At 63.7% G+C, this 26,487-nt stretch carries 20 protein-coding genes; 1 reads left to right on the forward strand and 19 read right to left on the reverse strand.

Annotated elements, in window-relative coordinates; translation table 11 throughout:
* Positions 1-13: 13 nt before the first annotated feature.
* The 12 genes from rpsC to rpsL form a co-directional block, all read right to left on the reverse strand.
* Positions 14-715, reverse strand: a complete 702-nt coding sequence (gene rpsC, locus QMZ05_RS09080; RefSeq protein WP_097675076.1) for a 30S ribosomal protein S3 — start codon at positions 713-715, stop codon at positions 14-16.
* 20 nt (positions 716-735) lie between these two features.
* On the reverse strand, positions 736-1,122 hold the full coding sequence (rplV, locus tag QMZ05_RS09085; RefSeq protein WP_050420397.1) for a 50S ribosomal protein L22: 387 nt from the start codon (positions 1,120-1,122) through the stop codon (positions 736-738).
* A gap of 10 nt (positions 1,123-1,132) precedes the next feature.
* Positions 1,133-1,411: a 30S ribosomal protein S19 gene (gene rpsS / locus QMZ05_RS09090; RefSeq protein ID WP_018272137.1), complete on the reverse strand. Its 279-nt coding sequence runs from the start codon at positions 1,409-1,411 to the stop codon at positions 1,133-1,135.
* A 12-nt stretch (positions 1,412-1,423) separates the two neighbouring features.
* Entirely contained in the window at positions 1,424-2,257 is an 834-nt protein-coding gene (gene rplB, locus QMZ05_RS09095) for a 50S ribosomal protein L2 (protein WP_021081655.1), read from the reverse strand.
* A gap of 12 nt (positions 2,258-2,269) precedes the next feature.
* Entirely contained in the window at positions 2,270-2,569 is a 300-nt protein-coding gene (locus tag QMZ05_RS09100; protein WP_016843746.1) for a 50S ribosomal protein L23, read from the reverse strand.
* Positions 2,566-3,186, reverse strand: a complete 621-nt coding sequence (rplD, locus tag QMZ05_RS09105; protein ID WP_050420396.1) for a 50S ribosomal protein L4 — start codon at positions 3,184-3,186, stop codon at positions 2,566-2,568. The genes QMZ05_RS09100 and rplD overlap by 4 nt, the downstream gene beginning before the upstream one ends.
* A 1-nt stretch (position 3,187) precedes the next feature.
* Positions 3,188-3,907: a 50S ribosomal protein L3 gene (gene rplC, locus QMZ05_RS09110; protein ID WP_279706650.1), complete on the reverse strand. Its 720-nt coding sequence runs from the start codon at positions 3,905-3,907 to the stop codon at positions 3,188-3,190.
* Between the two features lie 54 nt (positions 3,908-3,961).
* Positions 3,962-4,270: a 30S ribosomal protein S10 gene (gene rpsJ, locus QMZ05_RS09115; protein WP_002712302.1), complete on the reverse strand. Its 309-nt coding sequence runs from the start codon at positions 4,268-4,270 to the stop codon at positions 3,962-3,964.
* An 84-nt stretch (positions 4,271-4,354) separates the two neighbouring features.
* The gene (gene tuf / locus QMZ05_RS09120; RefSeq protein WP_146991522.1) at positions 4,355-5,545 is read right to left on the reverse strand and encodes an elongation factor Tu; all 1,191 of its coding nucleotides are present in this window, start codon (positions 5,543-5,545) and stop codon (positions 4,355-4,357) included.
* A 39-nt stretch (positions 5,546-5,584) separates the two neighbouring features.
* Positions 5,585-7,657: an elongation factor G gene (fusA, locus tag QMZ05_RS09125; RefSeq protein ID WP_353700464.1), complete on the reverse strand. Its 2,073-nt coding sequence runs from the start codon at positions 7,655-7,657 to the stop codon at positions 5,585-5,587.
* Between the two features lie 30 nt (positions 7,658-7,687).
* A complete protein-coding gene (gene rpsG, locus QMZ05_RS09130; RefSeq protein WP_021081660.1) occupies positions 7,688-8,158 on the reverse strand; it encodes a 30S ribosomal protein S7 in 471 nt (156 codons plus the stop codon).
* A 15-nt stretch (positions 8,159-8,173) separates the two neighbouring features.
* Positions 8,174-8,545 carry a 30S ribosomal protein S12 gene (gene rpsL, locus QMZ05_RS09135; RefSeq protein WP_028168167.1) on the reverse strand — a complete coding sequence of 124 codons (372 nt, stop codon included), beginning with the start codon at positions 8,543-8,545 and terminating at the stop codon, positions 8,174-8,176.
* 701 nt (positions 8,546-9,246) lie between these two features.
* Here rpsL and QMZ05_RS09140 point away from each other — a divergent pair.
* The gene (locus tag QMZ05_RS09140; protein ID WP_353700465.1) at positions 9,247-10,455 is read left to right on the forward strand and encodes an NAD(P)/FAD-dependent oxidoreductase; all 1,209 of its coding nucleotides are present in this window, start codon (positions 9,247-9,249) and stop codon (positions 10,453-10,455) included.
* A gap of 33 nt (positions 10,456-10,488) precedes the next feature.
* Here QMZ05_RS09140 and QMZ05_RS09145 read toward each other — a convergent pair whose 3' ends face one another.
* The 7 genes from QMZ05_RS09145 to QMZ05_RS09175 form a co-directional block, all read right to left on the reverse strand.
* Positions 10,489-12,546 (reverse strand): ABC transporter ATP-binding protein, encoded by a 2,058-nt coding sequence (locus QMZ05_RS09145; protein ID WP_353700466.1) that lies wholly within the window; start codon positions 12,544-12,546, stop codon positions 10,489-10,491.
* A 239-nt stretch (positions 12,547-12,785) separates the two neighbouring features.
* A complete protein-coding gene (locus QMZ05_RS09150) occupies positions 12,786-14,846 on the reverse strand; it encodes an FAD-dependent oxidoreductase (RefSeq protein WP_353700467.1) in 2,061 nt (686 codons plus the stop codon).
* 178 nt (positions 14,847-15,024) lie between these two features.
* Complete coding sequence (rpoC, locus tag QMZ05_RS09155) at positions 15,025-19,227, reverse strand: DNA-directed RNA polymerase subunit beta' (RefSeq protein ID WP_353700468.1); 4,203 nt, start codon at positions 19,225-19,227, stop codon at positions 15,025-15,027.
* A gap of 128 nt (positions 19,228-19,355) precedes the next feature.
* On the reverse strand, positions 19,356-23,474 hold the full coding sequence (gene rpoB, locus QMZ05_RS09160; RefSeq protein ID WP_095735104.1) for a DNA-directed RNA polymerase subunit beta: 4,119 nt from the start codon (positions 23,472-23,474) through the stop codon (positions 19,356-19,358).
* 443 nt (positions 23,475-23,917) lie between these two features.
* Positions 23,918-24,295, reverse strand: a complete 378-nt coding sequence (gene rplL / locus QMZ05_RS09165; protein ID WP_050402243.1) for a 50S ribosomal protein L7/L12 — start codon at positions 24,293-24,295, stop codon at positions 23,918-23,920.
* Positions 24,296-24,348: 53 nt separating this feature from the next.
* Positions 24,349-24,867: a 50S ribosomal protein L10 gene (rplJ, locus tag QMZ05_RS09170; protein ID WP_353700508.1), complete on the reverse strand. Its 519-nt coding sequence runs from the start codon at positions 24,865-24,867 to the stop codon at positions 24,349-24,351.
* 582 nt (positions 24,868-25,449) lie between these two features.
* Positions 25,450-26,403, reverse strand: a complete 954-nt coding sequence (locus QMZ05_RS09175) for a 2-hydroxyacid dehydrogenase (protein ID WP_353700469.1) — start codon at positions 26,401-26,403, stop codon at positions 25,450-25,452.
* Positions 26,404-26,487: the final 84 nt, after the last annotated feature.

Consider the following 26,487-nt stretch of genomic DNA (forward strand, 5'->3'; position numbering starts at 1 on the left):
TTCCTGCTTTGCCTCAAGCGGCGTCGCGGCGCGAACGCGGCGTGCTGTCGCCCTCGGCCATCTTCTTGTCCTGGGCCATCGGATCGTGCTCGAGGATCTCGCCCTTGAAGATCCAGACCTTGACGCCGCAGGTGCCGAAGGTCGTGAACGCGGTGGCAACGCCGTAGTCGACGTCGGCGCGCAGCGTGTGCAGCGGCACGCGACCTTCGCGGTACCACTCCATGCGCGCGATTTCGGCGCCGCCGAGACGGCCCGAGCAGTTGATGCGGATGCCCTCGGCGCCGAGACGCATCGCCGACTGCACGGCGCGCTTCATGGCGCGGCGGAACGCAACGCGGCGCTCGAGCTGCTGGGCGATCGATTCAGCGACCAGGGTCGCGTCGAGCTCCGGCTTGCGGATTTCGACGATGTTGATCACGACGTCCGACGAGGTGATGTCGGCGACCTTCTTGCGCAGCTTGTCGATGTCGGCGCCCTTCTTGCCGATCACGACGCCCGGACGGGCCGAATGGATCGTCACGCGGCACTTCTTGTGCGGACGCTCGATCACGATGCGGGCGACGGCCGCCTGCTTGAGCTCCTTGTGCAGGATCTCGCGGATCTTGACGTCTTCGTGCAGGAGCTTGCCGTATTCCTGCTTGCCGGCGAACCAACGGGAGTCCCAGGTCCGGTTGATGCCGAGACGCAGCCCGATTGGATTGATCTTTTGACCCATCGTCTTCTCCTGCGCCCTTCTTAAGCGCTTGCCTCGGCCTCGACCTGACGAACCACGATGGTCAGGTGCGAGAACGGTTTGAACACACGGCCCGAACGGCCACGGCCGCGCGGAGCAAAACGCTTCATCACGATGCCGTTGCCGACATGCGCCTCGGCGACGATCAGATCGTCGACCTCGAGGTCATGGTTGTTCTCGGCGTTGGCGATCGCCGATTCCAGGCACTTCTTGACGTCGACCGCGATCCGCTTGCGCGAGAACTGCAGGTCGGCGAGCGCAGCGGACGCCTTGCGGCCGCGGATCAGCTGCGCCACCAGGTTCAGCTTCTGCGGGCTGACGCGCAGCATGCGGGCGACGGCCTTGGCCTCATTGTCCGCGAGGCTACGTTCGCGCTTTGGTTTGCTCATCGTCTATTCCTCAAGCCTTCTTGGCTTTCTTGTCGCCCGAGTGGCCGTGGAAGGTCCGGGTCGGCGAGAACTCGCCGAACTTGTGACCCACCATTTCCTCGTTGATCGCCACCGGCACATGCTTCTGGCCGTTGTAGACACCGAAGGTCAGGCCGACGAACTGCGGCAGGATGGTGGAGCGGCGGCTCCAGATCTTGATGACGTCGTGACGGCCGGACGCGCGGGCGGCATCTGCCTTCTTGAGCAGAGAACCCTCGACGAACGGGCCTTTCCAGACTGAACGAACCATGTCCGGCGTTCCTTACTTCTTCCGCTTGTGGCGGCTGAGGAGAATGAATTTGTTGGTCGACTTGTTGGTGCGGGTCTTCTTGCCCTTGGTCGGCTTGCCCCACGGAGTGACCGGGTGACGACCGCCCGAGGTACGACCTTCACCACCGCCGTGCGGATGGTCGATCGGGTTCATGACGACGCCGCGGTTATGCGGACGCCAGCCGAGCCAGCGGGTACGACCGGCCTTGCCGATCGAGATGTTCATGTGGTCCGGGTTGGAGACCGCGCCGATCGTGCCGCGGCAACGGCCGTGCACGAGACGCTGCTCGCCCGAGTTCAGGCGGACGATCACGTAGTCCTGGTCGCGGCCGACGATCTGGGCGTAGGTGCCGGCGGAACGCGCCAGCTGGCCGCCCTTGCCGATCTTCAGCTCGATGTTGTGCACGATCGTGCCGACCGGCATGTTACCGAGCGGCATGACGTTGCCCGGCTTGACGTCGACATAGTTGCCGGCGACGACGGTGTCGCCCGCGGCGAGGCGCTGCGGCGCCAGGATGTAGGCGAGCTCGCCGTCCTGATACTTGATCAGCGCGATGAACGCGGTGCGGTTCGGGTCATACTCCAGCCGCTCCACGACCGCCGGCATGTCCACCTTGTCGCGGCGGAAGTCGACGGTGCGGTAGGCCTTCTTGTGGCCGCCGCCGCGGAAACGCACGGTGATGCGACCGGTGTTGTTGCGACCGCCATTGCCGAGCTTGCCCTCGGTCAGGGTCTTCACCGGCTTGCCCTTGTAGAGCGCCGAACGATCGACCATGACCAGCTGGCGCTGGCCCGGCGTCGTGGGATTGTAGGTTTTCAATGCCATCGTCGTTGCGCCTTATAGTCCGGTAGTCACGTCGATGCGGTGGCCCTCTTCCAGGGTCACGATCGCGCGCTTGGTGTCCGACTGCGAGCCGAGATTGCCGCGGAACACCTTGGTCTTGCCCTTGCGAACGAGCGTGTTGACGCTCTTCACCTTGACGTCGAACAGCTTCTCGACCGCTTCCTTGATCTGCGGCTTGGTCGCCTTGCCGGCGACCTTGAACAGCACCTTGTTGTGCTCGGAGGCGAGCGTCGCCTTTTCCGTCACGACCGGCGAGATGATGACGTCGTAGTGGCGCGGATCGATGTTCTTCATTTGAAGCGCGCCTCCAGCGCATCAACCGCAGCCTTGGTCAGCACCAGCTTCTGGCGGCGGAGAATGTCGTAGACGTTGATGCCCTGGATCGGCAGCACGTCGATGTTCGGAATGTTGCGGGCCGCGGTCGCGAAACCGGCGTTCAGCTCGGCGCCGTCGATGATCAGCGCGTTGGTGAGCCCGAGGCCGGAGAAGTGACCGAGCAGCGCCTTGGTCTTGGCAGCCTCGAGCTGAGCATTGTCGATCACGATCAGCCCGCCGTCCTTGGCCTTGGCCGACAGCGCATGCTTCAGCGCGAGCGCACGCACCTTCTTCGGCAGGTCGGTCGCATGGGAGCGAACCACCGGACCGAACGCACGGCCACCGCCGCGGAACTGCGGCACGCGGGCCGAGCCGTGACGGGCGCCGCCGGTGCCCTTCTGCTTGTACATCTTCTTGCCGGTGCGCCAGACGTCGGCGCGGCCCTGGGCCTTGTGGGTCCCGGCCTGACGCTTGTTCAGCTGCCACTGCACGCAGCGCTGAATGATGTCGGCGCGGGGCTCGAGACCGAAGATCGCATCCGAGAGCTCGACGGATCCGGCGTCCTTGCCTTCAAGGGTCGTGACTTTCAGTTCCATCTCACGCGCCCTCCTTCTCAGCGGCAGCCTCGGCAGCTTCGCCGCCGGCAACCTTGAACTTGCCGGGCTTCGGGGCTTCCTTCGGCAGCGGCTTCTTGACCGCGTCGCGCACCGAGATCCAGCCGCCCTTGGAGCCGGGAACGGCGCCTTCGACGAGGATCAGGCCGCGCTCGACGTCGGTCTGCACCACGCGCAGATTCAGCGTGGTGATGCGGTCGACGCCCATGTGGCCGGGCATCTTCTTGTTCTTCCAGGTCTTGCCGGGGTCCTGACGGCCACCGGTCGAACCGATCGAGCGGTGCGAGATCGACACACCGTGGGTGGCGCGCAGACCGCCGAAATTCCAGCGCTTCATGCCGCCGGCGAAGCCCTTACCGATCGAGGTGCCGGTCACGTCGACGAACTGGCCGACCACGAAATGGTCCGCCTGGATTTCCGCGCCGACCGGGATCAGCGCATCCTCGGACACGCGAAACTCGGCGACCTTGCGCTTCGGCTCGACCTTGGCGACTGCGAACTGGCCGCGTTCGGCCTTGGGCATGTACACCGTCTTGCGGGCGCCCGAGCCGAGCTGCAGAGCGACATAGCCGTTCTTCTCGGTCGTGCGGTGGCCCAGCACCTGGCAGTTGCCCAACTTCAGCACGGTCACAGGGATATGCTCGCCGGTCTCCGTAAAGACCCGCGTCATCCCGACCTTTTGTGCGATCACTCCGGAGCGCATCGGCGTGCTTCCTGTCTTTCTGTCCGCAAGAGGCGGACGTAAAAATCCAAAACCTTAGAGCTTGATCTCGACGTCGACACCGGCGGCCAGGTCGAGCTTCATCAGCGCATCGACGGTCTGCGGGGTCGGGTCGACAATGTCGAGGAGGCGCTTGTGAGTGCGCATCTCGAATTGCTCGCGGCTCTTCTTGTCAACGTGCGGCGAACGGTTGACGGTGAACTTCTCGATGCGGGTCGGCAGCGGAATCGGTCCGCGAACCTGCGCACCGGTGCGCTTCGCCGTGTTCACGATCTCGCGGGTCGACGTATCGAGGATTCGATGGTCGAACGCCTTGAGACGGATGCGAATATTTTGGCCGTTCATTGCCGTATTCTTTCTTTAGTGAGTGGCGAGTAGCGAATAGCGAATGGTGACCCACCCGCTACTCGCCATTCCCTATTCGCGTACTTACTCGATGATGGCGGCGACGACGCCGGCGCCGACGGTGCGGCCGCCTTCGCGGATCGCGAAGCGCAGCTTCTCTTCCATCGCGATCGGCACGATCAGGTGCACTTCCATCGCGATGTTGTCGCCCGGCATCACCATCTCGGTGCCTTCCGGCAGATGCACGACACCGGTCACGTCGGTGGTGCGGAAGTAGAACTGCGGACGGTAGTTGGTGAAGAACGGGGTGTGACGACCGCCCTCTTCCTTGGTGAGGATGTAAGCCTCAGCCTTGAACTTGGTGTGCGGCTTGACCGAACCGGGCTTGCACAGCACCTGGCCACGCTCGACTTCCTCGCGCTTGGTGCCGCGGAGCAGCGCACCGATGTTGTCGCCGGCCTGGCCCTGATCGAGCAGCTTGCGGAACATTTCGACGCCGGTGACGATGGTCTTCTGGGTGTCGCGGATACCGACGATTTCGATTTCCTCGCCGACCTTGATCACGCCGCGCTCGACACGGCCGGTGACGACGGTGCCGCGGCCCGAGATCGAGAACACGTCTTCAACCGGCATCAGGAACGGCTGGTCGATCGGACGCTCCGGCTGCGGGATGTACTCGTCGACATTGCGCATCAGCTCGAGGATGGCGTCGTGGCCGAGCTTCTTGTCCTTGTCTTCGAGGGCGGCGAGCGCCGAGCCCTTGATGATCGGAATGTCATCGCCCGGGAACTCGTACTTCGAGAGCAGTTCGCGAACTTCCATCTCGACGAGCTCGAGCAGTTCCGGATCGTCGACCATGTCGCACTTGTTGAGGAACACGACAAGCGCGGGCACGCCGACCTGGCGGGCGAGCAGGATGTGCTCGCGGGTCTGCGGCATCGGGCCGTCGGCAGCCGACACGACCAGGATCGCGCCGTCCATCTGCGCGGCGCCGGTGATCATGTTCTTCACGTAGTCGGCGTGGCCGGGGCAGTCGACGTGAGCATAGTGGCGGTTGGTCGTCTCGTACTCGACGTGAGCGGTCGAGATCGTGATGCCGCGCGCCTTCTCTTCCGGCGCCTTGTCGATCTGGTCGTAGGCGGTGAACGTCGCGCCGCCGGTTTCTGCGAGCACCTTGGTGATCGCTGCGGTCAGCGAGGTCTTGCCATGGTCGACGTGACCGATGGTGCCGATGTTGCAGTGGGGCTTGTTACGTTCGAATTTAGCTTTGGCCATTTGACTCTCCGTTCAATCGTTGACTGCCATCAACGACAATCAGGCAAACTTCTTCTGGACTTCAGCCGACACGTTCGCCGGAGCTTCGGCGTAGTGATCGAACTGCATGGTGAAGGTCGCGCGACCCTGGCTCATCGAGCGCAGGTTGTTCACGTAACCGAACATGTTCATGAGCGGCACCATCGCGTTGATGACGTTGGCGTTGCCGCGCATGTCTTGGCCCTGGATCTGGCCGCGCCGGGAATTCAGGTCGCCGATGACCGAACCGGTGTAGTCTTCCGGGGTCACCACCTCGACCTTCATGATCGGCTCGAGCAGAACGGACTTGCCCTTCGTCAGCGCCTCGCGGAACGCAGCCCGCGACGCGATTTCGAACGCCAGCGCCGAGGAGTCGACGTCGTGATACTTGCCGTCGACCAGCTGAACCTTGACGTCCACCACCGGGAAGCCGGCGACGACACCCGAGCCCATCACGCTGTTGAGGCCCTTTTCGACACCAGGGATGTATTCCTTCGGCACCGCACCGCCGACGATCTTCGATTCGAACTCATAGCCCTTGCCGGGCTCGTTCGGCTCGACGACGATCGACACTTCGGCGAACTGACCGGTACCGCCGGTCTGCTTCTTGTGCGTGTACTTGACTTCGGCCTTCTTGGTCACGCGCTCACGGAACGCCACCTGCGGCGCGCCGATGTTGGCGTCGACCTTGTAGGTGCGCTTGAGGATGTCGACCTTGATGTCGAGATGCAGTTCGCCCATGCCCTTGAGAATGGTCTGGCCGGACTCCTGATCGGTCGACACGCGGAACGACGGATCCTCCGCCGCGAGCTTCGCCAGTGCGACGCCGAGCTTTTCCTGGTCGGCCTTCGACTTCGGCTCGATCGCGATTTCGATCACCGGCTCCGGGAATTCCATCTTCTCGAGGATCACCGGCTTGTCGGGATCGCATAGCGTGTCACCGGTGCGCGCTTCCTTCAGGCCCGCCAGCGCGACGATGTCGCCGGCATAGGCTTCCTTGATGTCTTCGCGGTTGTTCGCATGCATCAGCAGCATGCGGCCGATACGCTCTTTCTTCTCGCGGGTCGAGTTCACCACGCCGGTGCCCGAGGCCAGAATGCCCGAGTAAATGCGGCAGAACGTGATGGTACCGACGAACGGGTCGTCCATGATCTTGAACGCGAGCAGCGCCAGCGGCTCCTTGTCGTCCGCCTTGCGCACGACTTCGTTGCCGTCCTCATCGGTGCCCTTGATCGCGGGCACGTCGATCGGCGACGGCAGGTAGTCGACGACGGCGTCGAGCAGCGGCTGCACGCCCTTGTTCTTGAACGCCGAGCCGCACAGCACCGGATAGAACGCACCGGTCAGCACAGCCTTGCGGATCAGGCGCTTCAGGGTCGCCTCGTCCGGCTCCTTGCCGTCGAGGAACGCAGCCAAAGCTTCGTCGTCGAGCTCGACGGCGGCTTCCACCATCTTCTCGCGATATTCCTTGGCCTGCTCGACCAGATCTTCCGGGATGTCGACATAGTCGAACTTGGCGCCGAGCGATTCATCGTTCCAGACGACGCCCTTCATCTTCACGAGGTCGACGAGACCCTTGAAGTTGTTCTCGGCACCGATCGGAAGCTGGATCGCGATCGGCTTGGCGCCGAGGCGGTCGACGATGTCGGACAGGCACTTGAAGAAGTCGGCGCCGGTCTTGTCCATCTTGTTGGCGAAGACGATGCGCGGAACCTTGTACTTGTCGCCCTGGCGCCAGACGGTCTCGGTCTGCGGCTCGACACCCTGGTTGGAGTCGAGAACGCAAACGGCGCCGTCGAGCACGCGCAGCGAACGCTCGACTTCAATGGTGAAGTCGACGTGGCCCGGGGTGTCGATGATGTTCAGGCGCTTGCCGTTCCAGAACGCGGTGGTCGCAGCCGAAGTGATCGTGATGCCACGCTCCTGCTCCTGCTCCATCCAGTCCATCGTCGCGGCACCTTCGTGCACTTCGCCGATCTTGTGGCTCTTGCCGGTGTAATACAGGATGCGCTCGGTGGTCGTGGTCTTGCCGGCGTCGATATGCGCCATGATACCGAAGTTGCGGTAGTCCTCGATGGCATGTTGGCGGGGCATGAGACTGTTCCTTAAATTCCGTTGATCGCCTTACCAGCGATAGTGCGAGAAGGCGCGGTTGGCTTCCGCCATCCGATGCACGTCTTCACGCTTCTTGACGGCGTTGCCGCGATTGTTCGAGGCGTCGAGCAACTCGGCCGAGAGACGCTCCGTCATGGTCTTCTCGTTGCGCTCACGGGCGGCCGAGATCAGCCAGCGGATGCCGAGCGCCTGACGGCGCACCGAGCGGACTTCCACCGGCACCTGGTAGGTCGCGCCGCCGACGCGGCGGGAACGGACCTCGATGGTCGGCATCACGTTCTCGAGCGCCTGCTCGAACACGCCGAGCGGGGGCTGCTTGGTCTTGGCCTCGATCATGCCGAGAGCACCGTAGACGATGTTTTCGGCAACCGACTTCTTCCCGGCGTACATCACCGAGTTCATGAACTTCGTAATGATGATGTTCCCGAACTTCGGATCCGGAAGAACTTCACGCTTCTCGGCAGAATGGCGACGCGACATCTGATCGTTTCCCGCTTACTTCGGACGCTTCGCGCCGTACTTCGAACGACGCTGCTTACGGTTCTTGACGCCCTGGGTATCCAGCACGCCGCGGAGGATGTGGTAGCGCACGCCGGGCAAGTCCTTGACGCGGCCGCCGCGGATCATGACCACCGAGTGCTCCTGAAGGTTATGGCCTTCACCCGGGATGTAGCCGATCACCTCGAAGCCGTTGGTCAGGCGCACCTTGGCGACCTTACGAAGCGCCGAGTTCGGCTTCTTCGGGGTCGTGGTGTAGACGCGCGTGCACACGCCGCGCTTCTGCGGCGACTGCTGCAGCGCCGGCACCTTCTTACGCGACTTCTGCACTTCTCGCGGTTTTGCGATCAGCTGGTTGATCGTCGGCATGCAGCCTTCACCCTTTAGTTCGCGCGAAAACCTTGAATGGCTCCGCAAATTTCTTCTCGGGACTAGCCGCCCCGCACGGCCCGCTCGACGCAGAACAAACATCCGCGCAAAGCGAAATCGCGCCAACCACTCATCGCTGAGCGGAAAGCGCATCGACGCCACAGAGGACCGCGATCCCGAACCGTTCAGCGTTCGCTGTCCGGTCCGCCACCGAGGTCATGCATCCGAATTTACTCTCAAGAGGACGTGCTCAAGAGAACCAAAATCGTCCTGGCATTGCCTAGCTATCATCGACAGCGTTTGAGCGGCATTCGTCGAGGTTGGTGCCCGTCCGGCTCCTGAAAAAGGGCCTTCGGGTGTTCCGTTCCGACGCTGGCGTAGCTCACCGCCTGTCGTTAAGTGGGCGCCTTGTATAATCGAGAGATAGTGAAGTCAAGCAAAACGACAAGCAAAGAAACGCCTCTGCCACTTGCGGATTTCACATTTCGCCGGCGCCCGCCGGGCGGCGAAATATGACAGCGTCCACGCCTCCCCTCGCCCCAATCCGAATCTCTGGCACGGCGGCGGGCTCATATTTCACCCGGATAAAACATAATTAGAAACAATTCTCCCCAGCTTAGACCTGAAGGCAAATTTCGAAACTAAGCCTTTATTTGCCATTCGCAGCGCAAAAATCGCGATCTACGGCAACGGAATCTCTCATGCGGTACACCGACATCGCGATCATCGGCGGAGGTCTTGCGGGCTCGATCGCCGCCGCCATGCTCGGCCGTGCCGGGATACCGACGGTGCTGATCGACCCGCACCGGGTCTATCCCTTCGATTTCCGCGTCGAAAAGATCGGCGGCGACCTCCAGCTCGAGCGATTCGCCCGGACCGGCCTTGCCGAATCCGTGCTCCGCTCGGCGACGCTGGACGGCGAGAACTGGATCGCGCGATTCGGCCATCTGCTCGACCGGCAGCCGAGCCGGCAGTACGGCATCATGTACGACGCGCTGATCACCGCGATTCGGGACGAAATCGTGAGGCCGGCGGAATTCATCTGCGACAAGGTCGTCGACGTCGCGACCAGTTCCGAACGGCAGAAGGTCGTGCTTTCCAGCGGCGACGAGATCTCGGCCCGCCTCGTGGTGCTCGCCAACGGCCTGAATGTCGGGCTGCGCCGGATGCTCGGCATCGAGCGGCTGGTCACCAGCCACTGCCACTCGATCTCGCTCGGCTTCGATTTCGTCCCCGTCGGCCGCCCCGCCTTCCCGTTCGCGGCCATGACCTACTTCTCGGAGCGGCCGAGCGACCTCATCCCCTACATCACGCTGTTTCCGATCGGAAACCGGATGCGCGCCAACCTCTTCACCTACCGCCAGGCCGACGATCCCTGGCTACGGACGATGCGGCGCAATCCGGTCGAGACGCTGAACGCCGCGCTGCCGCGGCTGCGCCGGCTCACCGGCGAATTCGGGGTCGCCGGCGACATCAAGGTCCGGCCCGCCGACGTCTATGTCAGCACCGGCTATCGGCAGGCCGGCGTCGTCCTGGTCGGCGACGCCTTCGCCAGCACCTGCCCGGTCACCGGCACCGGGACCGACAAGGTGTTCACCGACGTGTCCCAGCTCTGCAACGTCCACATCCCGGCCTGGCTTGCGACCGACGGCATGGGCGAGGAGAAGATCACCGCGTACTACGACGATCCGGTCAAGACCGAATGCGACGCCTGGTCGAACGCCAAGGCCTTCAGCTTCCGTGAGGTGTCGATCGGCAGCGGACCCTACTGGCAGGCCCAGCGCTGGGCGCGCTTCCTCGGCTATCTCGGCCGCGGCTCGCTGCGCCGGCTGCACCGCCCGCAGGCGGCCTCGGCGACACGGACGGCCAATCAGTTCCGGCAACGTCCGCAGGCGGCGGACAGGGCGTAGCGGCCGGACGTGACCTGCTGCGAGGCGCGGGCGTCACGCCTCCTCGTCTTCGTCCTCATCCTCGTCGTCGTCGTCATCCTCGTCGTCATCGTCTTCGTCGTCCGCGTCGTGATGCACGTGTCCCTGGTCGTCCCACAGCTTGCGGTAGACGCCATTCCGGGACAGCAGCTCCTCGTGCGAGCCGCGTTCGATCGCCCTGCCACCTGAGATCACGATGATCTCGTCCATCTCGACCACCGAGGTCAGACGGTGCGTCGACCAGATCATGGTGCGGCCCTCCGCGACCTTGAGCAGCGTGCGGTTGATCGCGGCCTCCGTCGTTTGGTCCAGCGCCGAGGTCGCCTCGTCGAGCAACAGTACCGATGGATTGCGGATGAGCGCGCGCGCGATCGCGATGCGCTGGCGCTGGCCACCGGACAAGGTATCGCCGCGTTCGCCGACCGACGTGTCGTAGCGCTGCGGCAGGCTCATGATGTAGCGATGGATCTCGGCCTTCTTGGCGGCGTCCTCAACCTCCGCGTCGGTGGCCCCTTCCTTGCCGAGCCGGATGTTCTCGCGGATCGACATGTTGAACAGCATGTTCTCCTGGAACACGACCGCCATGTTCGCCCGCAGCGACTCGCGCGTCACCCGGCGGATATCGACGCCGTCGATGGCGACGCGGCCCTCGTCCGGCACGTAGAGCCGCAGAATCAGGTTGATCAGCGTGCTCTTGCCGGAGCCGCTGGGACCTACGATCGCAATGCTCTTGCCGGCATTGAGCTTGAGGCTGAGATTGTCGAGCACCGGCGTCTGCGTCCCCTCATACTGGAAGGTGACGCGCTCGAACGAGATGTCGTTGGTGATCCGCGGCAGATCCGGCGCACCGGGACGGTCGGCGCCGCGGGTCGGCTCGTCGAGCAGTTCCTGGATGTGCCGCACCGCCGCCGCCGACGAGATCGAGACCGGGATGAAATGCATGAGATGGGCGATGTTGTACGACACCTCCCAGAACGCGCTCTCGAAGGTCACGAAGGTGCCGATCGTGATCTGCCCCTTGGTGGCGAGGTAGGCGCCGATCGCCAGCACCACGAGGTGGAGCAGCAACACCGCGATGGTGACGGTGCGCTCCACCATGGTCGACAGGAACATGGCTGAGGCGGCCTTGGCCCGGACGTCGCGGTTGCGCAGCGTGAACCAGCCGAGCGCCCGGCGCTGCAGGTTGAACGCCTTCACCACCGCCTGCGCGGCGACGTTCTCCTGCACGGTTCCCAGCAGCGCGGCTTCGTTCTGCTTCTGCTCGTAGTTGGCCTGCACCGCCTTCGGCGTCAGGATGCGCGGCCCGATCAGCGTGATCGGAAACACCAGCAAGGCGACCGCGGCCAGCTGCCAGTTCAGGAACAGCATCAGGATGATGCCGGCGATCAATTCGAAGCCCGGCAGCGCTGCGCTGTTGGCGAAGGTCTTGACCGAGCCTTCGAAGGCCGACAGGTCGATCGAGAAGCGTGACAGGATCTCGCCGCGCTTTGTGCGCGCGAAATAGGCCGAGGGCAGGTTCTGGACGTGCTCGAAGATCCGGGTCCGGACGTCGGCGATGATGCCGGCGCCAAGCCGCGCATCCCAGCGCTCGTACCAGACCGCGATGATCGAGGTGACGATGCCGGCGACCGCGAGCACGCCGAGGATCTTGTAGAGCGCCTGGAAGTCCTCTTCGCCGAGCGCGTCGTCGATCAGGAATTTCAGGCTGAGCGGCATGATGACGTTGAACAACGTCTCGACCAGCACGCCGATGGTGACGAACGCGAGCGGCTTCTTGTAGTTGGTCAGGATCGGCCTGATGAAGCCATAGATCGTCGACAGCGCGCCGGCGGCTTCCTTGGCGGTGAAGACGACGAGATCCTCGTCATCATCATCGTCAAGCTCGAACTCGTCCTCCTCCTCGTCGTCCTCATCTTCGTCGTCGGCCGGTGCTGCGGCGGGCTTCGCGGAGGCTGCCGCCGCAGGCGGACCGGGCACGGGCGCCGGCTTCTTCTTCAGCTCGAGATCGTCGGCCGCCGATCTCGTCGGATCGTCTGATGCAGGAGGTCTTGATGCAGGAGGTCTTGGCGCCATGAAACCAACCGATGCTCCACGGCCGGCATGACCGCAAATCGAAACCGCAGCTCACAACGCTGCGGCCGCAATTCTATGCGATCACAGAGAATTCGGCAAAGCGTTTGCAACAGCGCGACGCGCAGCGACACCGTCCCGTGGATTCGGGATCACAGGTTGGGCCGTCGTTCGACAATTGGTCGGCGCAAGGCCGATCGCCTTGCGCTGGATCCTGCGCGTCTTGGCGCTAACCGCTGTCGCTAGTCGTCGAGGTCGGCCTCGACCTTGTCGAAGAACGAATAGCGCAGGCTGTCGGAGTCGGCGTACCACTGCCCCGGCCCCTTGTTGGCGGCGAGCGTCAACGTCCACAGCGCATCGGTGCAGTCGCGGCGGTGCATCGACAGGTCGAAGCCGTTGCCGAAGAACAGTTCCGACCATTCCCACCAGGTGCCGAGCTTCTTCACGCCGCGCAGCAGGTCGTAGCGATCGATCACCGCCGGCGCCATGTCCGAGGTCACCGACGCGAACACGACGCCGGTCTTGACCACGCGGTTGACCTCGCGCACCCCGCGCACGACCTGCTTCTCGCCGAGATGGCACAGCGAGGTCTCGAACACGAAGTCGAACTCATTGTCCTTGAACGGCATGTCGGCGATCGAGCCGAGCTTGTTGTACTTCTTGAGCGCCTTCGGCGTCTTGCCGTGGATGTAGCGGTTGTTCTCGATGCCCCAGGCATCGATGCCGCGCTCGCGCAGCGCGCCGAGCAGCTCGCCGCTGGCGGAGCCGGCGATCAAGAGCTTGTAGCCCTTCGCCCTGCCCCAGACCGTCTTGATCAGGTCGGTCAGATAGGCCGGGTCGGTGAAGTTGCGCCAGACTTCGCCGTAGGGACCGGCGCCGCGATAATTGTCGAAATAGGCGCGGTCGATCTTGTCGGACAGCGTGCCTTCGTCCTGCGCGCGGGCGCGGCGCAGCCGCATCATCTCGGTGACGACGATGTCGGTCGCGGCATCGGAGGAATCGAGCAGCCCGTTCAGCGTCGAATCGAACAGATAGTCGCCCACCACGACGAGGCCGGGGTGCTCCTTCGGGTCCGGACGATGGTTGGTCATGACGTCGCGCACCGGCAAGCCGCCCGGCAGCGCATTGACCGACGACAGCCAGCGGTGGGTCTTGCCTTCGAGGAAGTGTTCGCGCGCATCGCCGAGCGAGGCCGGCAGCGACTTCAGCGCGGCGTCGATCAGCTCCTCGTCGCTGAGATTGGCGTAGGCGAGCGCGTCGGAGCCGGCGATCAGCCAGTTCAGCACGCCGTGCTTGCCGACGTCGTGGCGCGCGCCCTCATTGTAGACGCAGCAGCCGCCGAACGCCTCCGACATGAACCAGGCGCCGGGGATCTTCTCGCCCCAGAACGGCTCGTCGAACAGGATCGAGACACGCAGATAGTGCGCGGGCCGGTCGAAATAGGCGACGTGCTTGACCATCGACTTGCGCAGCTGCTCGCCGTCCCAGCGCATGGTCGCGAGCCAGGAATGCGGCAGGCAGACCAGCACGAGGTCGAAGTCGCGCGTCTCCGGCCCCTTGCCGTTCATCATGTTGAGCTGGTAGCGTCCGGCCGCGGTCTTGCCGACCTTGAGGACGCGATGGTTGAGCTGGATGTCGGCGCTGACCTCCGAGCGCAGGCAATCGATCAGCTGCTCGTTGCCGTTCTGGATCGAATACAGGCCGATATAGCCGTCGACATCCATCACGTAGTTCTTCAGCGCGTTGAGGCCGTTGGTGTTGTGGCTCTCGGTCGCGATGTCGGAGCGCGCCATCACCTTGAAGAACCGCTTGGCGGTCGCGTCCTCGACCTCCTCGTCGAGGATCTGCTCGGCGGTCTTGTAGGCCCACGGGTGCTCGTTGTCGTGGGCGCCGATGCCCTCGTAATACTCGTGCGGCGACACCAGGTCGGCGCAGCGCTTGCGGAATGCCTCGATCGCGGCCGCGGTCTTCGCGCCGTATTTGCGGCGCATGCCCGGGACGTCGGCGAGCAGCTCGCCGTCGAGGTGCACCTGCTCGGCATCCATCGGGATCGTCTGCAGGCCGAAATGCTGGATCAGCTCGCGCAGCGGGTCGGGTCCCGTCATCGAGTAGTCGTAGATCTCGGCCACGCCGGCCTCGTACATCGCGGGCGCGCTGTCGAATTTGCGCGTGACGATCTTGCCGCCGAGACGGTTCGACGCCTCGAAGATGGTGACGCGGCAGAGGTCGCCGAGTTTGCGCTTCAAATACCAGGCGCTCATCAGCCCCCCGGGGCCGCCGCCTACGATAGCCAAGTCGAGCATATGGATTCCGTCGCTGCCGGCAGCCAAACGGCCGGTCTAAGTCACCCTAGCAAAAGCACTTTTTTGCCTGAAGGGAAGATGAACAAACTGCGTCCCTGCACCGCAGCAGGGAAAGAAAGCAGCAAAAAGGCCGGCAAAAACGCCGGCCTTCTCGCCATTACCGTAGTCTTGCGGAGGCCTATTCCGCGGGCGGCAGCGCCAGCGGCTCCGCTTCCGGAGCCGTCGGCACGATCGCCGCCTGCTGCTTCTCGCGCTCGTCGAGGATCAGCTTGTCGCGCTTGACCGCGACTTCGCGGATCCGCGCCATCGAGGCGCCGGTGCCGGCCGGGATCAGGCGGCCGACAATGACGTTCTCCTTGAGGCCTTCGAGCGGGTCGATCTTGCCGTTGACGGCAGCCTCGGTGAGCACGCGCGTGGTCTCCTGGAACGACGCCGCCGAGAAGAACGAGCGGGTCTGCAAGCTCGCCTTGGTGATGCCGAGCAGAACCGGCGTACCCGTGGCGGGCTTCTTGCCCTCCTCCTTGGCCTTGGTGTTGAGCGCGTCGAACTCGATCTTGTCGACCTGCTCGCCCGAGATCATGTCGGTGTCGCCCTGGTCGGTGACTTCGACCTTCTGCAGCATCTGACGGACAATCACCTCGATGTGCTTGTCGTTGATGAGCACGCCCTGCAACCGGTAGACCTCCTGGATTTCGTTGACCAGATAGGCAGCGAGTTCCTCGATGCCCTTGATCGCCAGGATGTCGTGCGGCGCCGGATTGCCTTCGACGATGAAATCGCCCTTTTCGACGATATCGCCGTCCTGAAGGTGGATGTGCTTGCCCTTCGGGATCAGGTACTCGCGCGGCTCCTCGGTCTTGTCCATCGGCTCGATCGAGATGCGGCGCTTGTTCTTGTAGTCGCGGCCGAAGCGGATCGTTCCCGCGGTTTCCGCGATGATCGCCGCATCCTTCGGCTTGCGAGCCTCGAACAGTTCCGCCACCCGCGGCAGACCGCCGGTGATGTCACGCGTCTTGGCGCTCTCGGTCGAGATACGCGCCAGGATGTCGCCGGGCATCACCTTCGCGCCGATGTCGACCGACAGAATGCCGTCGACCGACAGCATGTAGCGGGCATCGCCGCCACGCGCGAGTTTCAGCACCTTGCCGTCCTTGCCCTTGACCACGATGGCCGGACGCAGGTCCGAGCCGCCGCGCGTCGTGCGCCAGTCGATGACCACGCGCTTGGCAATACCGGTCGATTCGTCGAGCGTTTCCGAGATCGACTGGCCTTCGACCAGGTCCTCGAATCCGATCGTGCCCTCGACTTCGGTGAGCACCGGGCGGGTATAGGGATCCCACTCCGCGATGCGCTGGCCGCGCTTGACCATGTCGCCGTCGTCGACGTGCATCTTCGAACCGTACTGAATACGGTGGGTTGCACGCTCGGCGCCGTCGGCATCGACGATCGCAACAACCATGTTGCGCACCATCGCGATCAGGCTGCCTTCGCTGTTGCGGGCGATGGCCTTGTTCTTGATCACGATCTTGCCGTCGAAGTTCGATTCGACGAACGACTGCTCGTTGAGCTGGGCCGCGCCGCCGATGTGGAACGTGCGCATCGTCAGCTGCGTACCGGGCTCACCGATCGACTGCGCCGCGATGACGCCGACGGCCTCACCGTGGTTGACCGGGGTGCCGCGGGCCAGATCGCGGCCGTAGCACTTGGCGCAGATGCCGTTGATCAGCTCGCAGGTCAGTGCCGAGCGGATCTTCACCTCCTGGATGCCGGCCTGCTGGATCGCGTCGACATGGCTCTCCTCCATCAAGGTGTCGCGCTTGACGACGACCTCGTTGGTGGCGGGATCGCGCACGTCATCGCAGGCCGTGCGGCCCAGGATGCGCGAGCCGAGCGAGGCGACCACGGTGCCGGCATCGACGATGGCGCGCATCTTGATGCCGAGCTTGGTGCCGCAATCGGTCTGCGTGATGATGCAGTCCTGCGCGACGTCGACCAGACGACGGGTGAGGTAGCCGGAGTTCGCGGTCTTCAACGCGGTGTCCGCGAGGCCCTTGCGGGCGCCGTGGGTCGAGTTGAAGTACTCGAGCACCGACAGACCTTCCTTGAAGTTGGAAATGATCGGCGTCTCGATGATCTCGCCCGACGGCTTGGCCATCAGGCCGCGCATGCCGGCGAGCTGGCGCATCTGCGCCGGCGAACCACGCGCGCCGGAGTGCGCCATCATGTAGATCGAGTTGATGTCGGCATCGGCTCCCGCCGCCGTCTTCTTGGTCGACGAGATCTCCTTCATCATCGCCTTGGCGACTTCTTCACCGGCCTTCGACCAGGCGTCGACGACCTTGTTGTACTTCTCGCCATGGGTGATCAGGCCGTCATTGTACTGCTGCTCGAAATCCTTCGCCAGCGTACGGGTCTGGTCCACGATCTTCCACTTCGACGCCGGCACGACCATGTCGTCCTTGCCGAACGAGATGCCCGCCTTGAAGGCGTTGTAGAAGCCGAGTGCCATGATGCGGTCGCAGAAGATCACCGTCTCCTTCTGACCGCAGTGCCGGTAGACCTGGTCGATCACGCCGGAGATCTCGCGCTTGGTCATCAGCTTGTTGATGATGTCGTACGAGATCTTGGTGCTCTTCGGCAGCAGGTTGCCGAGCATGACGCGGCCCGCGGTGGTTTCGATCCACCGCTTCGACAGCTTGCCTTCCTCGTCGAGGCCTTCCCACCGGTACTTGATCTTGGTGTGGAGGTGGATGACCTTCGAATGCAGGGCGTGCTCGAGCTCGGCCATGTCGCCGAAGATCTTGCCCTCGCCGGGCAGGCCTTCGCGCATGATCGAGACGTAGTAGAGGCCGAGCACGATGTCCTGCGACGGCACGATGATCGGCTGGCCGTTCGCCGGATGCAGGATGTTGTTGGTCGACATCATCAGGACGCGCGCTTCCAGCTGCGCTTCGAGCGACAGCGGAACGTGCACGGCCATCTGGTCGCCGTCGAAGTCTGCGTTGAAGGCGGCGCAGACCAGCGGATGCAGCTGGATCGCCTTGCCCTCGATCAGCACCGGCTCGAACGCCTGGATGCCGAGGCGATGCAGCGTCGGCGCGCGGTTGAGCAGCACCGGATGCTCGCGGATCACCTCATCGAGGATGTCCCAGACCTCCGGACGCTCCTTCTCGACCAGCTTCTTGGCCTGCTTCACCGTGGTGGACAGGCCCTTGGCGTCGAGGCGCGAGTAGATGAACGGCTTGAACAGTTCGAGCGCCATCTTCTTCGGCAAGCCGCACTGATGCAGGCGCAGCTCGGGACCGACCACGATCACCGAACGGCCCGAATAGTCGACGCGCTTGCCGAGCAGGTTCTGACGGAACCGGCCCTGCTTGCCCTTCAGCATGTCGGCGAGCGACTTCAGCGGGCGCTTGTTGGCGCCCGTGATGACGCGGCCGCGGCGGCCGTTGTCGAACAGCGCGTCGACGGCCTCCTGCAGCATGCGCTTTTCGTTGCGGATGATGATGTCGGGCGCCCGCAGCTCCATCAGCCGCTTCAGGCGGTTGTTGCGGTTGATGACGCGGCGATACAGGTCGTTGAGGTCCGAGGTCGCGAACCGGCCGCCGTCGAGCGGCACCAGCGGACGCAGGTCCGGCGGGATCACCGGCACGACCGTCATGATCATCCATTCCGGCTTGTTGCCGGAGACGCGGAAGGCCTCGACGATCTTCAGACGCTTGGCGAGCTTCTTGTGCTTGATGTCGGAGTCGGTCTCCGCCATGTCGGCACGCAGCGTCGCCTCGAGCTTCTCGAGCTCGAGACCCTTGAGCAGCTCGCGGATCGCCTCGGCGCCGATCATGGCGGTGAAGCTGTCCTGGCCGTACTCGTCCTGCGCCTTCAGATACTCGTCTTCCGACAGCAGCTGACGGTCCTTCAGCGCGGTGAGACCCGGCTCCAGCACGACGTAGTATTCGAAGTACAGGATCCGCTCGAGATCCTTCAGCGTCATGTCGAGCAGCAGGCCGATGCGCGACGGCAGCGACTTCAAGAACCAGATGTGGGCGACCGGAGCCGCCAGCTCGATATGGCCCATGCGCTCGCGCCGGACGCGCGACAGCGTCACCTCGACCGAGCACTTCTCGCAGATGATACCCTTGTACTTCATCCGCTTGTACTTGCCGCACAAGCACTCGTAGTCCTTGATCGGCCCGAAGATGCGCGCGCAGAACAGGCCGTCGCGCTCCGGCTTGAAGGTGCGGTAGTTGATGGTCTCCGGCTTCTTGATCTCGCCGTACGACCAGGACAGAATCTTCTCCGGAGACGCGATCGAAATCCGGATCTGGTCGAAGACCTGAGCCGGCGTCGTCGGATTGAAAAGATTCATAATCTCTTGATTCATGGTCTTCTCCTCGCGTGCCGATCGTCACCGGCAGCAAATTCGAGAGTTTTAGTCAGCGCGCGCCCCGCTCAACGTCCGAGCGGAGCGCGAAGGCCCGGCGCATGTCGCGCCGGGCATCAATCACAGCGTTACTCGGCCGCTTCCGACGTCGGCGCCGGTCCCACCTTGGAATTGTGCAGGTCGACGTTGAGGCCGAGCGAGCGCATTTCCTTGACCAGCACGTTGAACGATTCCGGAATACCGGCCTCGAAGGTGTCGTCGCCGCGCACGATCGCCTCGTACACCTTGGTACGGCCGGCGACGTCGTCCGACTTCACGGTCAGCATCTCCTGCAGCGTGTAGGCGGCGCCGTAGGCTTCCAGCGCCCAGACCTCCATTTCGCCGAAGCGCTGGCCGCCGAACTGCGCCTTGCCGCCCAGCGGCTGCTGGGTGACGAGCGAGTACGGACCGATCGAACGCGCGTGGATCTTGTCGTCCACGAGATGGTGCAGCTTGAGCATGTAGATGTAGCCCATCGTCACCTTGCGATCGAACGCATCGCCGGTACGGCCGTCATAGACGGTCGACTGGCCGGAGGCGTCGAAGCCCGCGAGCTTCAGCATCTCCTCGATGTCGGCTTCCTTGGCGCCGTCGAACACCGGGGTGGCGATCGGCACGCCGTGGCTCAGGTTGCGGCCGAGCTCCAGCAGTTCGTTGTCGTTCAGCGACTTGATGGTTTCATCCTCGCCGTAGATCTTCTTCAGGGTCTCGCGCAGCGGCTTGAGATCCTGCCTCTGATAATAGGCGTCGATGGTCTGGCCGATGCGCTTGCCGAGGCCGGCGCAGGCCCAACCGAGATGCGTCTCGAGGATCTGCCCGACGTTCATGCGCGACGGCACGCCGAGCGGATTGAGCACGATGTCCGCATGCGTACCGTCCTCGAGGAACGGCATGTCCTCGATCGGCACGATCTTCGACACCACGCCCTTGTTGCCGTGACGGCCGGCCATCTTGTCGCCGGGCTGGATCTTGCGCTTCACCGCGACGAAGACCTTGACCATCTTCATCACGCCGGGCGGCAACTCGTCGCCACGCTGCAGCTTCTCGACCTTGTCGAGGAAGCGCTGCTCGAGGCCCTTCTTCGACTCGTCGTACTGCTTCCGCATGGCCTCGATCTCGGCCATCAGCTTGTCGTTCGGCGAGGCGAACAGCCACCACTGCGACTTCGGATACTCGTCGAGCACCGCGCGGGTGATCTTGGTATCCTTCTTGAAGCCCTTCGGGCCGGCGATGCCCTGACGGTTCTCCAGCAACTCGGCGAGGCGGTTGTAGACGTTGCGGTCCAGAATCGCCTGCTCGTCGTCGCGGTCCTTGGCCAGACGCTCGATCTCTTCCCGCTCGATCGCCAGCGCACGTTCGTCCTTGTCGACGCCGTGGCGGTTGAACACGCGGACTTCCACGATGGTGCCCTGCACGCCCGGAGGCACGCGTAGCGAGGTGTCGCGGACGTCGGAGGCCTTCTCGCCGAAGATGGCGCGGAGCAGCTTCTCTTCCGGCGTCATCGGGCTCTCGCCCTTCGGCGTGATCTTGCCGACCAGGATGTCGCCGGCGCGAACTTCCGCACCGATGTAGACGATACCGGCTTCGTCGAGGTTCTTCAGCGCTTCTTCCGAGACGTTCGGAATATCGCGGGTGATTTCCTCAGGCCCGAGCTTGGTGTCGCGGGCCATCACCTCGAATTCTTCGATATGGATCGACGTAAACACGTCGTCCTTCACGATCCGCTCGGAGAGCAGGATCGAGTCTTCGAAGTTGTAGCCGTTCCAGGGCATGAACGCGACCAGCACGTTGCGGCCGAGCGCGAGCTCGCCGAGATCGGTCGACGGACCGTCAGCGATGATGTCGCCCTTCTTGACGATGTCGCCGACCTTCACCAGCGGACGCTGGTTGATGCAGGTCGACTGGTTGGAGCGCTGGTACTTCATCAACCGGTAGATATCGACGCCCGACTTGGTCGGATCGAGATCCTCGGTGGCGCGGATCACGACGCGGGTGGCGTCGATCTGGTCGATCACGCCCGAACGGCGGGCTGCGATCGCAGCACCGGAGTCACGGGCGACCACGCCTTCCATGCCGGTGCCGACGAACGGCGCCTCGGCGCGAACCAGCGGCACCGCCTGGCGCTGCATGTTCGAGCCCATCAGCGCGCGGTTGGCGTCGTCGTTCTCGAGGAACGGGATCAGCGCCGCGGCGACCGAAACCAGCTGCTTCGGCGACACGTCCATGTAGTCGACCTTGTCCGGCGTCACCGGCAGCACTTCGCCGGCATGACGGCAGACCACCAGATCATCGGTGAAGCGGCCCTTGGCATCGAGCGGCACGTTGGCCTGCGCGACGCGGTAGCGCCCCTCTTCCATCGCCGACAGATAGACCACCTCGTCGGTGACGCGGCCGTCCTTGATCTTGCGATAGGGCGTCTCGACGAAGCCGTACTTGTTGACGCGCGCGAACGTCGCCAGCGAGTTGATCAGGCCGATGTTCGGACCTTCCGGCGTTTCGATCGGGCAGATACGGCCGTAATGCGTCGGATGCACGTCGCGGACTTCGAAGCCGGCACGCTCGCGGGTCAGACCGCCCGGTCCAAGCGCCGACAGGCGCCGCTTGTGGGTGATCTCCGACAGCGGGTTGGTCTGGTCCATGAACTGCGACAGCTGCGAGGAACCGAAGAACTCGCGCACCGCGGCGGCCGCGGGCTTGGCGTTGATCAGGTCCTGCGGCATCACGGTGTCGATATCGACGCTCGACATGCGCTCCTTGATGGCGCGCTCCATGCGGAGCAGGCCGATCCGGTACTGGTTCTCCATCAGCTCGCCGACCGAGCGCACCCGGCGGTTGCCGAGGTGGTCGATGTCGTCGATCTCGCCCTTGCCGTCGCGCAGGTCGACCAGCGTCTTGATGACCGCCAGGATGTCTTCCTTGCGCAGCGTGCGATGGGTGTCGGGCGCATCGAGCTCGAGGCGCATGTTCATCTTGACGCGGCCGACCGCGGAAAGGTCGTAGCGCTCGGCATCGAAGAACAGCGACTGGAACATCGCCTGCGCCGAATCCAGCGTCGGCGGCTCGCCCGGACGCATCACGCGGTAGATGTCGAACAGCGCGTCCTCACGCGTCATGTTCTTGTCGGCCGACAGCGTGTTGCGGATGTAGGCGCCGACATTGACGTGGTCGATGTCGAGCAGCGGCAGGTCCTTGTAGCCCTGCTCGTTGAGCACCTTGAGCGACTTCTCGGTGATCTCCTCGCCGGCTTCGGCGTAGATTTCACCGGTCTTCGGGTTGACGAGATCCTCGGCGAGGTAGTTGCCGACGAGCTCCTCGTCCGACATGCGCAGCGCCTTGAGGCCCTTCTCCTGCAGCTGGCGCGCCTGGCGCACGGTCAGCTTCTTGCCGGCCTCGAGCACCACCTTGCCGGTGTCGGCGTCGATCAGGTCGTTGACGGTCGAATAGCCGCGGAAGCGGTTGGCATCGAACGGCACGCGCCATCCGTCCTTGGTCCGCTTGTAGGTGATCTTCTTGTAGAAGGTCGACAGGATCTGCTCGCCGTCGAGACCGAGCGCGTACATCAGCGAGGTCACCGGCAGCTTGCGGCGGCGGTCGATGCGCGCGAACACGATGTCCTTGGCGTCGAACTCGATGTCGAGCCAGGAACCGCGATACGGAATCACGCGCGCGGCAAACAGCAGCTTGCCGGACGAATGGGTCTTGCCCTTGTCGTGGTCGAAGAACACGCCCGGCGAACGATGCATCTGCGAGACGATGACGCGCTCGGTGCCGTTGACGACGAAGGTGCCGTTCATCGTCATGAGCGGGATGTCGCCCATGTAGACGTCCTGCTCCTTGATATCCTTCACCGACTTGGCGCCGGTTTCCTCGTCGATATCGAACACGATGAGGCGCAGCGTCACCTTGAGCGGCGCAGCGAAGGTCATGCCGCGCTGGCGGCACTCGTCGACGTCGTACTTCGGCTGTTCGAATTCGTAGCGAACGAATTCGAGCATCGAGGTGCCGGAGAAATCCGAGATCGGGAACACCGAACGGAACACCGCCTGCAGGCCCTCGTCGAGGCGGCCGCCGGCCGGCTCGTCAACCATCAGGAACTGGTCATAGGACGCCTTCTGAACCTCGATGAGGTTCGGCATCTCGGCGACTTCCTTGATGTGACCGAAAAACTTGCGTACGCGTTTGCGACCGGTGAATGTCTGCTGCGCCATCGTGGCCTCTCATTTTCGTCGCCTTTGTGGGGCGAACCTTCCGGGACACGACTGCCGTCGGCCCCCGGGTTGAATTTCGAATCGTCTCGAAGGAACGAAGCGCAAAGTCAGGAATTAAATCCCCGTCCCGGCCCCAACCACCTCCAAAACGCAAAACAACGCGCGGGGCGCATCACTGCACCCGCTCGTCCAAACGCTCCGCTTTACGGACTGAAAAAGCCCGAAATCTGACTGTCTCCCAACGGCTTCCGCCAGGGACCCTGCCGCCCCCGCCGCCTACCGTGTTTTTCCGCTGCCAAACCGATATGGGATGGCAATAAAGGAGATTCGAGGGTTAAGTCCACGGATCCCCACACTTTTTTGTGTCCGGCATGCTACGCGACAACCTGTCGCACGCCGTTTGCATGGCCCGGGAGCGCCCTGCGGCGCTCCCGGATCGCACATTACTTGAGCTCGACCTTGGCGCCAGCCTTCTCGAGCTGGGCCTTGATCTTGTCGGCTTCTTCCTTGTTGACGCCTTCCTTGACGGGCTTCGGAGCGCCTTCGACGAGGTCCTTGGCTTCCTTCAGGCCGAGGCCCGTGATGGCGCGGACTTCCTTGATGACTTCGATCTTCTTGTCGCCGGCAGCAGCCAGCACGACGGTGAAGTCGGTCTTCTCTTCAGCCGGAGCAGCGGCAGCGCCGCCGGCAGCCGGGCCAGCAACCGCGACGGCGGCAGCGGCGGACACGCCCCACTTTTCTTCGAGGAGCTTGGCGAGTTCGGCCGCTTCGAGCACGGTGAGGCTCGAGAGGTCGTCGACGATTTTCTGCAGATCAGCCATTGTTCAGTTCCTTAAGCGTTTGGTTCGAACCAGGTTTGAGATTAGCGAAGGGGTCAGGCCGCTTCGCTCTTTGAGGCATGAGCCTGAATGACGCGTGCGAGCTTGGCCGCGGGCGCGTTGGACAGCTGAGCAAGCTTGGTCGCCGGCGCCACGAGGAGGCCAACGATCCTACCGCGCAGTTCGTCGAGCGACGGCAGTGAGGCAAGCGCCTTCACGCTGTCGACATTCAGGACGGTTTTACCCATCGAGCCGCCGAGGATGACGAACTTCTCGTTCGCCTTGGCGAATTCGACGGCAACCTTTGGCGCCGCAACCGGATCGTTCGAAGTAGCGATCACGGTCGGCCCCTTCAGCAGGGAGCCGATGGCAACGACGTCAGTGCCTTCAAGAGCAATTTTGGCGAGACGGTTCTTCGAGACCTTCACCGATGCACCCGCCTGCTTCATCTGCATGCGCAGCTTCTGCATCTGGGCCACGGTGAGGCCGGAATAGTGAGCAACGATCGCAACCGACGTGGTCTTGAAGACCTCGTTAAGTTGTTCGACCGACTCTTTTTTTGCCGCTCGTTCCACAGCAAGCTCTTTCCGGTTGGCGGCCTTTCCGCGAAGGCAGGACCGCCGGGTTGCACCCATCGTCCCGCCCTAAACCTGATCCGGAGGGTCGCTAAGACCCTTCGGACATGCCGGGCAAGACGACATCTAGAAGCCTGCCCTCCCAGAGCCTTGCGGCCATGGGCTGTCGAGGTTCGAACCAAACCAGCCTATCAAGCCGCGACAGATCGCGGCGTGGAGTGCAAAATCCGGTCTTCACCCGTCTATGCAGGCCATGCGATTAAGCCGTTGAAAACACGAAGTTCTCGCGGGCGCCTGCAGTCTTGGACAGGATCGAGGCACTTCAGCACGCTGAAGGCCCCTGCTCTTACTCCGTTCCGAGGCGACGGGTCTCCTTCCTTTCGAGCATCCTTGCGGGCATGCGGAAAGGAATGATCTCCTATCATCTCAGGTTTTCGGAATGCGAGCACGGACATGCCAGCAAGTGCCAGCACGCCCGGAAGGCGCTATGTAGCCGGTCCTGCCGTACTTGCCAAGAGCAAATATTGGACCAGTTTAATATGACGACCGGATACCGGTTCCGAGACGGGAACCAGCAGGCACTCAAGCGCCCCTCACCTTATACGGCAGCGGCTTGCCGGCAAAGAACGCATCGAGATTGGCGAGCACGCAGTCCTGCATCGCCACATGCGATTCCAGGGTATGGCCGCCGAGATGCGGCGACAACACCACGTTCGGCAGCCCGGTCAGCGCGTCAGGTGCATGCGGCTCCCGGGCGAAGACGTCGAGACCGGCGCCGGCGATCACCCCGTCGGTCAGCGCCGCGACCAGCGCCGGCTGGTCGATGACGGAGCCGCGCGAGATGTTGACCACAAAGCCGTCGCTGCCGAGCCGGCGCAGGATATCGGCGTTGACTGCGTGCTCGGTCTCGGCACCGGCGCGTACGGCGATCATCAGCACGCTGCACCAGTCGGCGAGCGCCTCCAGCGTCGGAAAATACTGGTAGGGCACGTCGTGCTTCGAGCGGCTGAAATAGCCGACCTCGGTCTCGAAGGCGGCGACGCGGCTCGCGATCTTGCGGCCGATCTCGCCCATCCCGTAGACGCCGACCTTGCGGCCGCGCATGCCCGCCTGCGGCCGCATCATCGGTGACGGCTTCGCACCGGCCCAGTCACCGCTCCGCACGTAATGATCGGCCACCAGCAGACGCCGCACCGACGCCAGCATCAGGGTCACTGCCGTGTCGGCAACCGATGCCGCATTGGCACCCGGACTATGGCCCACCGCGATGCCGCGCCGGGCGGCGGCGGCGAGATCGACGCCGTCATAGCCGGTGCCGTAGCAGACGATCGCGCCGAGCTTCGGCAGCCGATCCATGGCATCAGCACCGAGCGCCGTGCCGCCCGCGGTGATCATGGCGCGGATCTCGGCAAGGTCGGCCGCCGGGAAAGCCTCGTCCAGCCGCTTGCCTGCCGCATTGAGCAGTTCATAGCGCTCGCCGAAGCGGATCAGCTGGGCCTTGGGAAAGCGCGAATAGACCAGGACCTTATCGGGCATTGTTGTTGTTTCCTGCGAGACACTTCAGGGTCTTGTTTGACGCGTTTTCTTCACGCGAACCGGTACCCACTTCGCTCGAAAACG

Origin of the sequence: Bradyrhizobium sp. INPA03-11B, assembly GCF_040446015.1 — a bacterium.
Lineage (GTDB): Bacteria > Pseudomonadota > Alphaproteobacteria > Rhizobiales > Xanthobacteraceae > Bradyrhizobium > Bradyrhizobium macuxiense_A.

Coding starts and splice junctions, on each gene's coding strand:
- rpsC (WP_097675076.1), bottom strand. CDS start 715: ATGGGTCAAAAGATCAATCCAATCGGGCTGCGTCTCGGCATCAACCGG.
- rplV (WP_050420397.1), bottom strand. CDS start 1,122: ATGAGCAAACCAAAGCGCGAACGTAGCCTCGCGGACAATGAGGCCAAG.
- rpsS (WP_018272137.1), bottom strand. CDS start 1,411: ATGGTTCGTTCAGTCTGGAAAGGCCCGTTCGTCGAGGGTTCTCTGCTC.
- rplB (WP_021081655.1), bottom strand. CDS start 2,257: ATGGCATTGAAAACCTACAATCCCACGACGCCGGGCCAGCGCCAGCTG.
- QMZ05_RS09100 (WP_016843746.1), bottom strand. CDS start 2,569: ATGAAGAACATCGATCCGCGCCACTACGACGTCATCATCTCGCCGGTC.
- rplD (WP_050420396.1), bottom strand. CDS start 3,186: ATGGAACTGAAAGTCACGACCCTTGAAGGCAAGGACGCCGGATCCGTC.
- rplC (WP_279706650.1), bottom strand. CDS start 3,907: ATGCGCTCCGGAGTGATCGCACAAAAGGTCGGGATGACGCGGGTCTTT.
- rpsJ (WP_002712302.1), bottom strand. CDS start 4,270: ATGAACGGCCAAAATATTCGCATCCGTCTCAAGGCGTTCGACCATCGA.
- tuf (WP_146991522.1), bottom strand. CDS start 5,545: ATGGCCAAAGCTAAATTCGAACGTAACAAGCCCCACTGCAACATCGGC.
- fusA (WP_353700464.1), bottom strand. CDS start 7,657: ATGCCCCGCCAACATGCCATCGAGGACTACCGCAACTTCGGTATCATG.
- rpsG (WP_021081660.1), bottom strand. CDS start 8,158: ATGTCGCGTCGCCATTCTGCCGAGAAGCGTGAAGTTCTTCCGGATCCG.
- rpsL (WP_028168167.1), bottom strand. CDS start 8,545: ATGCCGACGATCAACCAGCTGATCGCAAAACCGCGAGAAGTGCAGAAG.
- QMZ05_RS09140 (WP_353700465.1), top strand. CDS start 9,247: ATGCGGTACACCGACATCGCGATCATCGGCGGAGGTCTTGCGGGCTCG.
- QMZ05_RS09145 (WP_353700466.1), bottom strand. CDS start 12,546: ATGGCGCCAAGACCTCCTGCATCAAGACCTCCTGCATCAGACGATCCG.
- QMZ05_RS09150 (WP_353700467.1), bottom strand. CDS start 14,846: ATGCTCGACTTGGCTATCGTAGGCGGCGGCCCCGGGGGGCTGATGAGC.
- rpoC (WP_353700468.1), bottom strand. CDS start 19,227: ATGAATCAAGAGATTATGAATCTTTTCAATCCGACGACGCCGGCTCAG.
- rpoB (WP_095735104.1), bottom strand. CDS start 23,474: ATGGCGCAGCAGACATTCACCGGTCGCAAACGCGTACGCAAGTTTTTC.
- rplL (WP_050402243.1), bottom strand. CDS start 24,295: ATGGCTGATCTGCAGAAAATCGTCGACGACCTCTCGAGCCTCACCGTG.
- QMZ05_RS09175 (WP_353700469.1), bottom strand. CDS start 26,403: ATGCCCGATAAGGTCCTGGTCTATTCGCGCTTTCCCAAGGCCCAGCTG.